The 14655-nt window shown below is 29.9% G+C and carries 13 protein-coding genes, 1 pseudogene and 1 other annotated feature; of the genes and pseudogenes, 5 read left to right on the top strand and 9 right to left on the bottom strand.

What is annotated here, in order from left to right:
* From T434_RS07830 to rpmH, 9 genes and pseudogenes are all read right to left on the bottom strand, one after another.
* Window positions 1-321, bottom strand: a pseudogene (locus T434_RS07830) (hypothetical protein); the annotation flags it as partial.
* The gene (locus T434_RS07075) at window positions 318-1376 is read right to left on the bottom strand and encodes an ABC transporter ATP-binding protein (protein WP_162150744.1); all 1059 of its coding nucleotides are present in this window, start codon (window positions 1374-1376) and stop codon (window positions 318-320) included. The gene T434_RS07075 and the pseudogene T434_RS07830, both read right to left, overlap by 4 nt.
* A gap of 376 nt (window positions 1377-1752) precedes the next feature.
* Window positions 1753-3144, bottom strand: coding sequence for an asparagine--tRNA ligase (gene asnS / locus T434_RS0104795; RefSeq protein ID WP_026400127.1), 1392 nt, complete (start codon window positions 3142-3144; stop codon window positions 1753-1755).
* 48 nt (window positions 3145-3192) lie between these two features.
* Window positions 3193-3415, bottom strand: a binding site (T-box leader).
* Between the two features lie 24 nt (window positions 3416-3439).
* Window positions 3440-4573, bottom strand: a complete 1134-nt coding sequence (locus T434_RS07070; protein WP_051614431.1) for a DNA recombination protein RmuC — start codon at window positions 4571-4573, stop codon at window positions 3440-3442.
* 15 nt (window positions 4574-4588) lie between these two features.
* Complete coding sequence (locus T434_RS0104785; protein ID WP_026400126.1) at window positions 4589-5425, bottom strand: hypothetical protein; 837 nt, start codon at window positions 5423-5425, stop codon at window positions 4589-4591.
* 109 nt (window positions 5426-5534) lie between these two features.
* Window positions 5535-6155 (bottom strand): RNA-binding cell elongation regulator Jag/EloR, encoded by a 621-nt coding sequence (jag, locus tag T434_RS07065; protein ID WP_051614430.1) that lies wholly within the window; start codon window positions 6153-6155, stop codon window positions 5535-5537.
* A 17-nt stretch (window positions 6156-6172) separates the two neighbouring features.
* The gene (locus T434_RS07535; protein WP_051614427.1) at window positions 6173-7630 is read right to left on the bottom strand and encodes a YidC/Oxa1 family membrane protein insertase; all 1458 of its coding nucleotides are present in this window, start codon (window positions 7628-7630) and stop codon (window positions 6173-6175) included.
* Window positions 7631-7978, bottom strand: coding sequence for a ribonuclease P protein component (gene rnpA, locus T434_RS0104770; protein ID WP_026400125.1), 348 nt, complete (start codon window positions 7976-7978; stop codon window positions 7631-7633).
* Window positions 7979-8091: 113 nt separating this feature from the next.
* Window positions 8092-8226 (bottom strand): 50S ribosomal protein L34, encoded by a 135-nt coding sequence (gene rpmH, locus T434_RS0104765; RefSeq protein ID WP_026400124.1) that lies wholly within the window; start codon window positions 8224-8226, stop codon window positions 8092-8094.
* 310 nt (window positions 8227-8536) lie between these two features.
* On the opposite strand from rpmH, the gene dnaA reads away from it, so the two are divergent.
* The 5 genes from dnaA (at window position 8537) to gyrB (ending at window position 14649) form a co-directional block, all read left to right on the top strand.
* A complete protein-coding gene (gene dnaA, locus T434_RS0104760; protein ID WP_245588323.1) occupies window positions 8537-9949 on the top strand; it encodes a chromosomal replication initiator protein DnaA in 1413 nt (470 codons plus the stop codon).
* A 145-nt stretch (window positions 9950-10094) separates the two neighbouring features.
* Window positions 10095-11225, top strand: a complete 1131-nt coding sequence (gene dnaN, locus T434_RS0104755) for a DNA polymerase III subunit beta (protein ID WP_026400122.1) — start codon at window positions 10095-10097, stop codon at window positions 11223-11225.
* Window positions 11226-11499: 274 nt separating this feature from the next.
* Window positions 11500-11706, top strand: a complete 207-nt coding sequence (locus T434_RS07055; RefSeq protein ID WP_035358440.1) for an RNA-binding S4 domain-containing protein — start codon at window positions 11500-11502, stop codon at window positions 11704-11706.
* Entirely contained in the window at window positions 11703-12734 is a 1032-nt protein-coding gene (gene recF, locus T434_RS07050; protein ID WP_051614426.1) for a DNA replication/repair protein RecF, read from the top strand. Before T434_RS07055 ends, recF begins: the two co-directional genes overlap by 4 nt.
* 4 nt (window positions 12735-12738) lie before the next feature.
* Window positions 12739-14649 carry a DNA topoisomerase (ATP-hydrolyzing) subunit B gene (gyrB, locus tag T434_RS0104740; protein WP_026400121.1) on the top strand — a complete coding sequence of 637 codons (1911 nt, stop codon included), beginning with the start codon at window positions 12739-12741 and terminating at the stop codon, window positions 14647-14649.
* Window positions 14650-14655: the final 6 nt, after the last annotated feature.

Genomic DNA, 14655 nt, shown 5'->3' with positions numbered 1-14655 from the left:
TTCATTATTTAAAACATAGGTGTAGTTGCTGGTTAATGAAATGCCATCAAACAACCATTTATGAGCATCAGCATCAAATCCATAACCAACATAGAATGAAACTAAGAATGAGTTAATAATTGGATAGAATGTGAATACACTTAAAAGTATCATTGCAGGTAAAAGATAGAAGATAGCTTTTAACCAATGTGGCCAATTTGATAAGAAAGGTAAAAATCTTTCTATAAATTGGTTACAAGCTCTAAAGAATTGTTTAATTTTCCAACCAACTTCAGCGAAAAACTCTTTCACTGGAGCAGGTTTAGGTTGTTTTTCTGTCATTTTACAACCACTCCGGTTTCTTTATCAAAAATGTGAACCTTATTTGTTTTTACACCTATAATTACATCTTTTTCTACATCAACAGTATCTGAATCAACTAAAGCTCTAATTTGAGTTCCTTCAACTTCAAATCTAATTAATGTATCTCTACCAATTGTTTCAACATCATATTGACCAACTGGAATTTTATATCCTTTTTCAACAACTCTGAAATCTTCTGGACGAATACCAATATTGTATAATCCATCTTTAACGTTAGTTTCAGAAACAACGAAATCTTTACCTAAAATAACCTTGCCACTTTTAACTTCCCCTTCAACTAAGTTAATTGGTGGAACTCCTAAGAATTTAGCTACAAACGCATTCACTGGGTTTGTGTAAATGTCTTGAGGTTTTGCGAATTGTTGTTCTGTACCAAAATTCATAACAACCATATAATCAGAAATGCTCATCGCTTCTTCTTGGTCGTGAGTAACGAAAATGGTTGTAATTCCCTTTTCTCTTTGAATACGTTTAATTTCTTCACGAGTTTGTAATCTTAAACGCGCGTCAAGGTTTGATAGTGGTTCATCGAGTAGCAATACGCGAGGCTTTTTAACAAGTGCACGTGCAATCGCAACACGTTGTTGTTGACCACCTGATAGTTGGGCTGGTTTTTTGTCAAGTTGATCAGCAATACCAACCAAAGTAGCCATTTCTAAAACTAATGCTTCGGCTTCTTTACGACCGATTTTCATGTTCTCAAGAGGGAACATGATGTTTTGACGTACAGTCATGTGTGGATATAGTGCGTAGTTTTGGAACACTAATCCAATACCTCTTTTTTCTGGTGCGAGGTTTGTAACATCTTCATTACCGAAGAAGATTTTACCTGCAGATGGTTTTAATAACCCTGCAATCATGTAAAGCGTGGTAGATTTACCACATCCGGATGGTCCTAAAAGTGAGACCAATTTTCCAGAAGGGATTGTGATATCTAAGTTGTTTACTGCAACTGTTTCTTTTCCGGTTTTATCTGTGAAAACCTTAGTTAATCCTTCCAGTTTAATTTGCATATGTGCCTTTCGCTCCTTAATGTATTTTTTGTTCTGTTTCCTATTTTAGAATAAAAAAATGCCCTCACTACGCAATAAGGACATTGTTTTTAGATGCTAAAAAAGAAACGATGGTATCGTTGGTTTTTGTTGATTGAGTTTGTAAGAAACTTATATTGATAAATTTCATATTCTTCACAATCCTCCAACTACTATATCATTATATAGTAAAAGCTATTTAATTACAAGTTGTAGCATATCTATTTTAAGATATGAAAAGTTCTTTCTTATTTCAAATGTAGCCACAATTTAATTATACAATGTAAAACGTTTACATTCTATTTTTATACTCATTTTTATTAAAAATAAAACATCCAATGATTGGATGTTTTGAAAATTAAAATTCTAAGTTCTTTGGTGTTCTTGGGAATGGGATAACATCTCTAATATTTTCTACACCTGTGATGTAGATAAGTAAGCGTTCAAATCCTAATCCAAAACCCGAATGAACAACACCGCCATATCTTCTTAAATCTAGATACCAATCAAGATCTTCTTTTGGAATATGTAGTTCATCCATACGCTTTAATAATAAATCTAATCTTTCTTCTCTTTGAGACCCTCCAACTAATTCACCGGATCCTGGTACTAATAAGTCAACCGCTCTTACAGTTTCTTGATCATCATTTAGTCTCATATAAAATGCTTTAATTTCTTTTGGCCAATCTGTAACAAAAACAGGTGCTTTAAAATATTCTTCAGTTAGATATCTTTCATGTTCTTTAGCTAAATCTTTACCATGAATTGGTTTATTTTCAAACTTTTTACCTGATTGAATTAAAATCTCAATAGCTTCTTTATGTGTTACACGATGAAACTTAGAATTTAATAACGCATTAAGTTTATTTAATAATCCGTTTTCTACAAATTTATCAAAGAATGTCATTTCTTCTTTAGCATGACCTAATACATAGTCTACAACATATTTAACCATTTCTTCAATCACTTGCATGTTATCTTCTAAATCTGCAAATGCCATTTCTGGTTCAATCATCCAAAATTCTGAAGCATGTGTTGTTGTATTTGAGTTTTCAGCTCTAAATGTAGGACCAAAGGTATACACGTTTCTAAAAGCCAATGCAAATGCTTCGGCTTCTAATTGACCTGTAACTGTAAGGTTAGCAGGTTTACCAAAAAAGTCTTTTGAGTAATCAATAGATCCATCATCTTTCTTAGGCAATCTATCTAAATCGAGCGTTGTAACTCTAAACATTTCTCCTGCACCTTCACCATCATTTGCAGTAATAATTGGTGAGTTGACATAAACAAAGTCTCTTTCTTGGAAAAATTTGTGAATTGCAAATGCAGCAATTGAGCGCACTCTAAACACTGCAGAGAATAAATTTGTTCTTGGACGTAAATGTGCAACTTCTCTTAAAAATTCTCTTGTATGACGCTTTGGTTGAATTGGATAAGATTCGTCTGCATCACCTAAAAGAATAATTTCATGTGCTTTAATTTCAAATGGTTGGCTTCTCTCTGGTGTTAATTCTAAATGTCCAATAACTTCAATGGATGACCCAACATGAAGTTTTGTTATTTTTTCAAAATCCTTTGTTTTTTCTTTTTCATAAACAACTTGGATTGTTTCAAAAAAACTACCGTCATTTAAATTAATAAATCCAAATTCTTTTTGATCTCGATGATTTCTAATCCACCCTTTTAATGTGAATTCTTGATTTTCAAACGCTTTAGGATTCTCATAAATTTTGCGTATTGTTAAAACCATAATATCTCTCCTTTTTGTTTTAAAATTAAAAAAGTCCTTAAGAATAATCTTAAGGACGAATTAAAAAATCCGCGGTACCACCTTAGTTCTATAGTTTAAGACCATAGCACTTTGACCTTGTAACGGAAGGCCCCGTACAGTTCTACTCAAGGTTACCCTTTTTCTTCTGTCTCTCTAGAGTGTTATAGCTTTTTTTATCTTGTTAATTTCCACCAACCATTAACTCTCTTTAAAGCATCTAAAAAGCTACGTGTCTCTTCATCGATTTCATATTGATTATAACATTTTTTATACTTTAATCAATGTTTTTATCATTTTCCAATAAATCAAAATCTGATTGTTCAATTTGATATACTTTTTTATTTAGTTTATCAACACTTATGTCGAGCGACTCTTTTGTTTTTACTAAATTATCAATTGTAGTTTTCATCTTATCCCATCGAGTAAATAATCGACTAAAATCATCAAATAAACCTTGAAGTTCTTTTAACATTCGATCAGCATTTTTTTCTCGTTCGATATTTGCAGACATCACCATTAGCATTGTTAACATATAAACAAGTGTCGTAGGTGAAGTTAACCAAACGTGTTTTCTTTGAGCATATTCTATTAACTCTGGGTATTTTGCATGAATTTCTGCAAACACTGCTTCTGAAGGTACAAACATAATTGCTTGATCAGATGTTTCTTGTTTAATAATATATTTAGATGAAATATCATCGATATGTTTTTTAATATTTGTTTTAAAATCTTTTGTTGCTTGTTCAACTTCATCTTTTGAACTATCAGGATTATTGATAACTAAATAATTTTCAAGTGGAAATTTAGAGTCGACCGGAATTTTTCCTATACCATCGTGGGCAAAGATAATTGCATCAACCATTGTGCCATTAGATAGTTTATATTGTTTTTCAAATAATTTTGAATTATTTTCTCCAAACACATTATCTAATATTTGGTATAGTTGTCCTTCACCATAAATACCTCTTAACTTTTTATCAGAAAGTAATCTTGAAAGTTCATCAACATTTGTTGAAAGATTTTCAATATTTTTTTGAGTATTATCTATGACTGCTAACTTTTTAGTGATTTCAGTAAATAATTCGTTTGATGTCTTAAATCCTTCTTTTAAACGAATTTCAACTTTTTCATTAATTTTACTCATGTCTTCAGAAACTTTTGTTGAAAGATTTTCTCTAAAATGATGAAGTTCTTTTTGAAATTCATTTTTATTTTCTAATGAAAATTTTTCTAATCTATTATTTAAATCTTCCTTTAAGTTTTCAACCTTATTCATGAGTTCATAAAACTCTTTATTTGGTTGTAATTCTTTTGGTTTATTTTTCATGTTTAAAATAATATAAACTACAAAGCCAACTAATAATAACCCCACTAAAATAATTAATGCAATAAGTAACCCTTCTAACATTTTTTATCCCCTTTCCTATAAGTCCTCTAAATAATAAATATGTATTTCGTTATTAATTGTTTCTTTATAAATTGTGATATATACATCATCATTTAAAAGTAAGTCATATACAGTTGTAACAACGCCATCTTTATTTAAATTATAGTCTGTACCATTTACTGAATTTATATATTCAAATGCTCTTGAAACTAAGTCTGTACAATAATATTTATACTTTGTATCAACGATAAATAAATAGTTATAAAGGGCTTTATCAACGCGTTCATTACTATACTCCTTTATCGCTTCATAATCATTTTTTAAATCCTGATATTTTGGTCTTACCGCTATTATTTCATTACGATAATATTTACCATAATAAGGATATGCAACATCGGTTGCATTTCTATATGGTGCCAGCCAATAATTGCTTACAATTTGTGCAGTTAAGCCATTACCATCGCTATAACCTTTGTGCATAATTGTATCAAATATCATAAAGAAAGAAAAATTTCCTGAAATATTGCCGGTTGATTGAAATATTTTATTATTTTCAAGAACAATTGCAGCATGTCCCCCAGTCCAGAATAAAAGTGCTTTATCAAATAAATACATGTGTGGAAACGGTGATTCGAATGTTAATAATACATCACCTTTTTGCCCAGGATAATCTTTAGCTGAATCATAAAAGACACTTCTCGTATCATTTAACTCATATTCATGAACTCTTTTAACTTTGTGATAATGATAAACATCACCATATTTTTCAACGGTGACAGTTTCAATTGTTCTGCTTTTAAATTCATTAATTAATGCGTTTTTTTGCACATGTTCATAAATTGATGCACCAATTGAATAAATAAAAATAAACAAAACAATAACCAAGATAAATTTAAATATTTTACTTATTTTAAATTTCTTTTTTCTCATATTTATAATTATATCATATAAAAAAGTGCGTGAATCTACGCACTTTCTTTTGTTATTTTTTCTTTGGACGAATGATGATTGCTCGATCTTCGCCTTCACCTTCAGAAACGGTTTCTACGTCTCTCCAATCAGCGAGTTTCGCATGAATTATTCTTCTATCAAATGCATTCATAGGATCAAGTTTTACCGCTATACGTGTTCTTGCAACATCTTTAGCTGTTTTAGTTGCTAAAATCTCTAATTGCTTTCTGCGATTTGCATGGTAATTACCTATATCAACAGATACTAAGAGTTGATCTTCAACAAATTGTGCTAAATAATTTCTTAATAAATATTGTATAGCTAATAACGTTTTACCATCTTTACCAATTAATAATGCATTTTCATTTGTTTGTAAACGATAATGAATTTCATTTGGGTTAGGCACACGAATTTCCATTCTACATTCAATATCTAACGCTCTAACAATTCTTTCTAAATAATTCTTACCTTCGGTTGTTAAATCAATATTTGGAGATGCTTCATAGAAAGTTGAAGAACCTACACCTAAAAAACCTTTTTTCTCTTTAACAATATCAAGTTTGATTTTTTCTGGTGCTACTTTTAACAATTCAGCTGCTTTATTTAACGCTTCTTGTTGATTTTTAGCTTCAAATTCAACTTTTTTTAACATGTTTTTTCCCCCTAAACTTAAACAATGCTTTGAGTTTGTTTAGCTTTGTTGTATTTCTTTTCAGATAGCTTACGATTAATTAATGTTTGAACAAGTGAGTAACAGTTACCAATAATCCAATAGAACCCTAAGGCATTAACTGATGAAATGGTTGTAAATACCATCATAATAATCATGACGTTAGATACTGTTTTCATTGTTTTTTCTGTTTGCATAGCTTGTTCGCTTTTTATTTGAGTTCCAGTGTTCTTAGCATAAGAAGGTTTCTTTTGTGAAATCTTTTGAAGTAAGTACATTGTCACACCAACTAATGCAGCTAAAACATAACTCCATACATCTGTAAATCCACCAATTGTTAGGTCAATTTGACCAAATAATACAAATGGATTTGAAATCTTATCAACATACATACCACCAGGTACACTAATACGATATACAACTTGGAACATAGCTAAGAATATTGGCATTTGCATAAATGGTGTTAAGCAACCCCATACTGAAATACCATATTTTTTATAGATAGCTAATGTTTCCATTTGCATCTTTTGTTGGCTTGCAGGATCTTTCTTTAGTGCATATTTATTTTGCAATCTATTTAAATCTGGTTGAGCTAATGCCATCTTAACGCTCATATCATTTGCACGAGCATAAATTGGCCAAGCAATTGTTCTTACAATAATTGTTGTAAATAGAATACCTACTGCAAAACTGTTAAAGAATAAACTACTGAAGAATGCCATGATTGTAGAAATTGGAATAATTAAAACCCAATCCCAAATATAACCGATCCAATTATTTTCCATCTTTGTATTGATTGGTAATTGGTTATCTTGTGGTTTATAAGTAATATTCTTAACTTGTGTTTGAGTTCCATTTTCTAAATTAAATGCTAACACATGTTCATAATATGTTTTATATATATTATTGTCGTAACCTTCTGGTTTAACTAACGCTTCTTTCGCATCTTTAACCGATACTTTATCATATGAATCTGCTCCATATGTTACAGAAACAATTGATAATCCATCTAAATCTACTTCATTTGCAATCACTGTAAAGAATAGTTTTCTTACATTATATGCTTTTTCATTTTCATCTGTGATGCCATAAGTTGCGGAAAGTACTGAAACTGCAACTTCATCTTTATTGACGGCCTCTTCGTCATAAAGGTAAATATTATATTTATAAACCCCTTTAACAATAACTTCGAAGATATTGTCTTCTAAAGGTTTAACTTCAACTTCACCAACTAAAACTGTTTCTTTGCTTACTGATTGATTTCTTTTAATTGAATACAATTCGAAATCATCAATATCAACTTTTGGTTTTGTTCCATCAAAATCATCTGTTGTATTTAAGTAAAGAATCTTATTTGGAGAAATGAAGTGATCAATTACAGTTTCATCCGGTCCACAAGAAACCAATATTAATGCTAATGCTAACACTGTAATTAAAGCGAATATTTTTTTACGCATTTAAGACTCCTCTTTCTTTAATATTTTTGATTTATATAATAGTGATGTAAGCATTTCGCTGAGTTTTTGATAACTTAATGTATTTGCTTTTGGCTTTACAACAACTACAAAACTTACATTTGGCTGAATTTTATCCTTATTCATAGATAATACGTATCGAATTCTTCTTTTAGCTAGATTTCGATTAACTGCATTACCATATTTTTTGCCTATAGAAATTGCATATTTAAAATGAGGTTGGTCGTAGGTTTCATAGTATATCGATAAATAACTGTGACCCACCGATTTTTTTGAATTAAATATTTGATCAATTTCTTCTTTCTTTTTTAATGAATAAATTCTTTTCATTGCTTTACCTACCGCTTAAAATAAAAGACTACCTGAATAAAAAAACAAAAAATTGTTTTCAATTAATTCTGGTAGTCCTGGTATTCTAATTGAATGATTGGGTTATTCATTTTTTAAGCAGATAATACGTGGCGACCTTTAGCTCTTCTTCTTGCTAAAACTTTACGACCATTAGCTGTTGCCATACGTGCTCTAAATCCATGTCTTCTTTTACGTATTAATTTACTTGGTTGGAACGTTCTTTTCATAGTCAAAAACCACCTTTCATATGAAACCTTGCTTTTCATATTATATAGAAAGTTATTATAATTGTCAAATAAAATTTTAGCTATTATTTTTTGTTATATTTTTAACCATTTATTTCCACAAAATTTTATAAATGATTGTGGATATCTTTTCCCCAAAGTTATACACATTGTTGATATGTTATGAAAATCATTTTCATGGCTTTATAAAGCAAATTATACAACATATTTTTTCCACACTTTCAGTTGTTTTCTTAAAAAATGACTTATATTTATCCACAAATAATGTGGAAAACTTTTTAACATTTTTTGTATGTTGGTGTGCTATGATATTAGTAACATTAAGATTATAGAAAGCGGCGATAACATGAATCCTTATGACACCCTATGGCAAACAATACTCAAGGATCTTGAAACAATATACAGCGAAGAAACATACGCTGAGTTGTTTCAACCTATCACCGGAGTTTACAAATATCAAAATGGTTTAATTACTATGGTTGTAAACGGTGAATTTATCAAAAATAGAATCAATAAACTTTACATCGGTAAAATAAATGAACTTGCAGCTAAATATTCACAGACTCCTGTACGCTTTAAGTTCATATGTCAAGATGAGATTAAACATGAAGAAGTTCATACCGATAGAAAGATTTCTATTGACTACCGACAAGGCAATTTAAATGCGGGATTTACTTTCGATTCTTTTGTTGTTGGTAAATCAAATATGTTCGCATTTAGAATGGCTATGAAAGTTGCCGATCAACCAGGTGTAGTTGCTAACCCATTTTATATTTTTGGAGATGTTGGATTAGGTAAAACACACCTTATGCAAGCTATCGGAAACTACATTCTTGACCATGATGTTTCAAAACGCGTTTTATATGTAAAAGCGGATAATTTTATTGAAGATTTTGTTTCACTTCTATCAAAAAATAATAAAAATGATGAATTTAATACTAAGTATCGTGATATTGATGTTTTATTAGTTGACGATATTCAAATTATGGCTAATGCATCTAAAACACAAATGGAATTTTTCAAACTATTTGATTACTTATATTTAAATAATAAGCAAATTGTCATTACCTCTGATAAACCAGCAAGTCAATTAACAAATATTATGCCTCGTCTAACAACTCGTTTTGAAGCTGGATTATCTGTTGATATTCAAGTGCCTGATTTAGAACATAGAATTACAATTTTAAAACGAAAATTAACACATTTTGATGAGTCTATCGAAATTGGTGAAGATATATTAACTTTTATAGCTACTCAATTTGCAGCAAATATTCGTGAAATGGAAGGTGCATTAATTAGACTTATTAGTTATGCACAAACATTTAACCTAAAAATTGATATGAATATTGTCGAAGAAGCGTTAGGTTCAATATTAAAAACTAGACGTAATTCAAATTTACTTAATGAAAATAACTACGATAAGATTCAAAGTGTTGTCGCAGACTACTTTAATATCACCTTAGAAGATTTAATTGGTAAGAAAAGACATGCTAAATTTTCACTACCTAGACACATCGCTATGTATCTTATTAAATCCAAATATAACCTAGCTTATAAGACAATTGGTTCGCTATTTAGTGATCGTGATCATTCAACTGTTTTATTCGCTTGTGAAAAAATTGAAAAAGATTTAAAACATGATAAAAATTTAAAATTTGCTGTTGATTCAATTTTGAAAAAATTGGATTCAATAAATGTTAAATAAATTTTATAAAAACAACCATGTTTATAAAAATCATAAAATGTGGTAAAATAATATAGTAATAAAGCGATTTTTCGGACTTATCCACTTATCCACATCGCTTAATAATAACAAGTTTAAAAATATAATAAATAAAAAGGGGCTAAATATGAATTTTACAATTGATCGTGATGTCTTATTAAATCATTTAATTCATGTACAAAAAGGTTTGCCTGTTAAAACACCTTTACCTATATTACATGCAATCAAATTTGAAGTTTTTTCAGATTATATTCAATTAACAGCTTCTAACTCTGATATTGCAATTCAAGTATTAATTGATGACGAATCTTTAAGAGTAAATAAAACTGGTAAGGTTGCTTTACCGGGTCGCTATTTTATAGAAATTATTCGTAAAGTAGCTGCTCAACAAATTGAAGTTGCACTTCAAGAAGAACGTTTATTGGTTATTAGAGCTGATCGAAGTGAGTTTAAACTTAAATTAATGGACGTCGATGATTATCCAGAGGTTGATTTCCTTGATTTAAACGACCCTGTAATCCTTTCTGCGGACATTATTAAACAAATCATAAGAGAGACTAACTTCGCGACTGCAGACAACGAAAAACGCCCAATTTTAACGGGAGTTAATTTTAAATATGAAAATAACCATTTATTTGCAGTAGCGACTGATTCATATCGTCTTTCACAAAAAAATTTAAAGATTCGTACGCATTCAAAATCATTTAATATTGTTATTCCAAATAAATCATTAGATGAATTATCAAAGATTTTAGACCATACGCATGAAGATGTGGAAGTTTATATCAACCCAAATAAAGTGCTCTTTAAAATGAACAAAATTTGGTTCCAAACAAGATTATTAGAAGGAACCTATCCAGATACTCAAAAAATTGTTCCTGTTGATTTTCAAACGGTATTAACATTTAATAAAGATGAGTTATTAGCTGCAGTTGATCGTGTATCATTACTTTCTCCAAGAGATAGAGAATCAAATTATAACATTATTAAACTCACATTAAGACCAGATCAAGTTGTAGAAATTTCTTCAACAAATACTGAAGTTGGGGATGCAAAAGAAGAAGTTATTCCAACAGCAGATCCAGTTGGCGGATTAATTTCAATTGCATTTTCATCTAAATACTTAAATGAAGCATTAAAAGCATTTAATTCTTCTGAAATCACATTAAACTTTGCAGGAGAAATTAAACCTTTTGTAATAAAAGGCAATTTAGATGAAGATTTATTACATCTCATATTACCAGTAAGAATTGATTAAAAACAAACCGCATATAATGCGGTTTTTTTATTACATATAACAGAATAAAATATTATAACTAACATTGTTATTAAAGTGTATAAAAAATTATTACTTGAATATAAATGACTATTTGAAAAACTTTAACAACTCTTTAAACGTAAAATTTGGCATTAAAAACCTATTTTTCATTTAAATCTATATTTATATCGTTTTAATGAAAAAGATAGGTGATTTTATGCCATTTTTTCTTTATATTATGTTATAATATAAAATGTAGAGGAAAAATGGTCTTATGAATGAGTTTGAAATTCGTGGTGAATATATTACAATTACACAACTATTAAAAGTTTTAGGTTACAGCTTATCTGGCGGAGAAGCTAAGTTTTTTTTATTAGATAAAAACGTTAGTATCAATGGTCATTTTATACAAGAACGTCGAAAGAAAATTTACAAGGGAGATATCGTTACAATTGAAGGTAATCGATATAAGATGATATGATTCAAACTTTGGAAGTTAAAAATTTTCGAAATCTTGGTCATTACAAAGTAGAGATTCAAGAACCGTTAATCATTATTGAAGGTCCTAACGGTATTGGTAAAACAAGTTTGCTTGAATCTATTTATTTTGCATCCACAACAAAGTCACATCGAACAAACAAAGAAAGCGAAATGATTCAACACGGTAAACAATACTTAAGGGTAAAACTTAAACTTAAAAATAGTTTAAATGAAGTTATTTTATCAGATAAAGGTAAAAGAACTTTCATTAATAAAAAAGAAATTCGAAAATTAAGTGAATATATTGGTTCATTTCATGTAGTGATGTTTTCTCCTGAAGACTTATCACTCATTAAAGGCGGACCTTCCGAAAGACGATATTTTATGGATTTCCAATTAATGCAAGTTTCTAAAACCTATCTTAACGATTTGAACATTTATAAGAAAATTTTGAAACAACGAAATGCGTTATTAAAAAAACTTACATTAGATAGTGATTATACATTCTTAAACATTCTTTCTGAACAGTTATATGAAGTAGGATTAAGAATTTATGATGAGCGCATTAAATTCATCGAAAACTTAAATAAAAAATTTGACAAGATAAATCAAAAATATAAAGATTTTCACATCAAATTAACTTATGATCCGGATGTATCAAAAGAAGAATGGTTAGAAATACTTAAAACAAAACAAAAACAAGAAATTCAATACCAACAAACACTTTACGGTATTCATAAAGATGATATAAAAATTGAATATAACGGACATTTAGCAAAAGAATATGCATCGCAGGGAACGATACGATTAATCGTTATTGAATTAAAACTAGCCGTTTTAGCGTATTTAAAAGAAAATGGTATAGAAGATGCCATCCTACTCTTAGATGATGTCTTATCTGAGTTAGATATTGAACGACAACAATTATTTTTAACAACCATGCCAAAAACACATCAAGTGTTTATAACAAGTGCTACAGAAATTAATGGCATAGAAGCACAAAAAATCGTATTAACAAAGGAGAAGTAGATCCATGGATAATCATCAAAACAATCATTATACAGCGGATAATATTCAAATTCTTGAAGGATTAGAAGCTGTTCGTAAAAGACCAGGAATGTATATCGGATCAACAGGGGAAAGAGGATTACACCATTTAGTTTGGGAAATTGTTGATAACTCTATTGACGAAGCATTAGCTGGTTATGCAGATCACATCGAAATAGAGGTATTAAAGGATAACGTTATACGCGTAAGTGATAATGGACGTGGTATCCCTGTTGATATTCACCCTAAAACAGGACGCCCAGCTGTTGAAACTATTTTAACAACACTTCATGCTGGTGGTAAATTCGATAAAGGTTCATATAAAGTATCAGGAGGTCTACACGGTGTTGGTGCATCTGTTGTAAACGGTCTTTCTGTTTGGTATGTTGTTGAAATACATAAAGACGGTAAAATCTATGAACAAAAATATGAACGTGGAATCCCTGCCTATGATTTAAAAGAACTTGGCGAAACAAATCGTACAGGAACAATTACAACATTCAAAGCAGACCCATTAATTTTTACAGAAACAACCGTTTATGATATTGAAACATTAAGAACTAGAATTCAACAATTAGCGTTTTTAAATCGTGGAATTACAATTTCATTATCTGATTCACGTGATGAAAATCATATATATCAAGAAACATTTAAATATGATGGTGGAATTATTGAATATGTTAAGTTTTTAAATCAAAATAAAAAGACAATACATCCAGATATTATTTATTTTGAAAAAGAACAAGATGGTGTTACTGTTGAAGTCGCGATGCAATATGTAGATACATATACACCGAATATTCACTCATTCACAAACAACATCTCAACCACTGAAGGTGGTATGCATGAAGATGGCTATAAAATGGCTTTAACGCGCGTTATATCAAGATATGCTGATGATATGAAGGCTAAAAAAGATGATGCAATCATTGGTGAAGATACTCGTGAAGGATTAACAGCAATCATTTCAGTTAAACACCCAGAACCTCAATTTGAAGGACAAACCAAAACAAAACTTGGTAATCCTGAAGTTCGTGCGATTACATCTCAAGTTACTCAAGAAGCACTTGAAAGATTTTTACTTGAAAATCCTCAACAAGCCAAATCAATCGTTGAAAAAGTAATTGAAGCAACACGTGCGCGTGTAGCATCTAGAAAAGCAAAAGAATTGGCACGTCGTAAGAGTCCACTTGATCAATTAGATTTTGCATCTAAACTAGCAGATTGTCGTTCTAAAGATCCTGAAAAATCTGAATTATTTATTGTTGAGGGTGATTCAGCAGGTGGTTCTGCTAAACAAGGTAGAGATTCAGAATTCCAAGCTATTCTCCCATTAAGAGGTAAAGTTCTAAACGTCGAAAAAGCAAGAATTGATACTATGTTAAAAAACAAAGAAATTATTAATATCATTCAAGCTATTGGGACAGGTATTTCAGAAGAATTTGATATATCAAAACTTAGATATCATAAGATCGTTATTATGACCGATGCTGACGTTGATGGTGCACATATTCGTACATTATTATTAACATTCTTCTTTAGACATATGAGACCACTTATTGAAAATGGACATATTTATGCAGCTCAACCACCTTTATATAAAGTTTCATATGGCAGAAACGTTAAATATGCATACTCAGATGAAGAATTAAATGAAATTACATCTAAATTAGAAACTAAACCTACGCTTCAAAGATATAAAGGGCTAGGGGAAATGAACTATGAACAACTTTGGGATACAACAATGAATCCTGAAACAAGAACACTTTTACAAATTCAATTAGATGATGCTATTGAAGCGGATCAAATCTTCACAATGTTAATGGGTGAAGAAGTTGAACCAAGAAAAGAATTCATTCAAAAGAACGCTCAATATGTCACAGATATTGATGCTTAATGGAGG

The organism is Acholeplasma equifetale ATCC 29724, from assembly GCF_000687735.1.
Classification (GTDB): domain Bacteria; phylum Bacillota_I; class Bacilli_A; order Acholeplasmatales; family Acholeplasmataceae; genus Acholeplasma; species Acholeplasma equifetale.
This window is presented reverse-complemented; position numbering and strand designations above follow the sequence as displayed.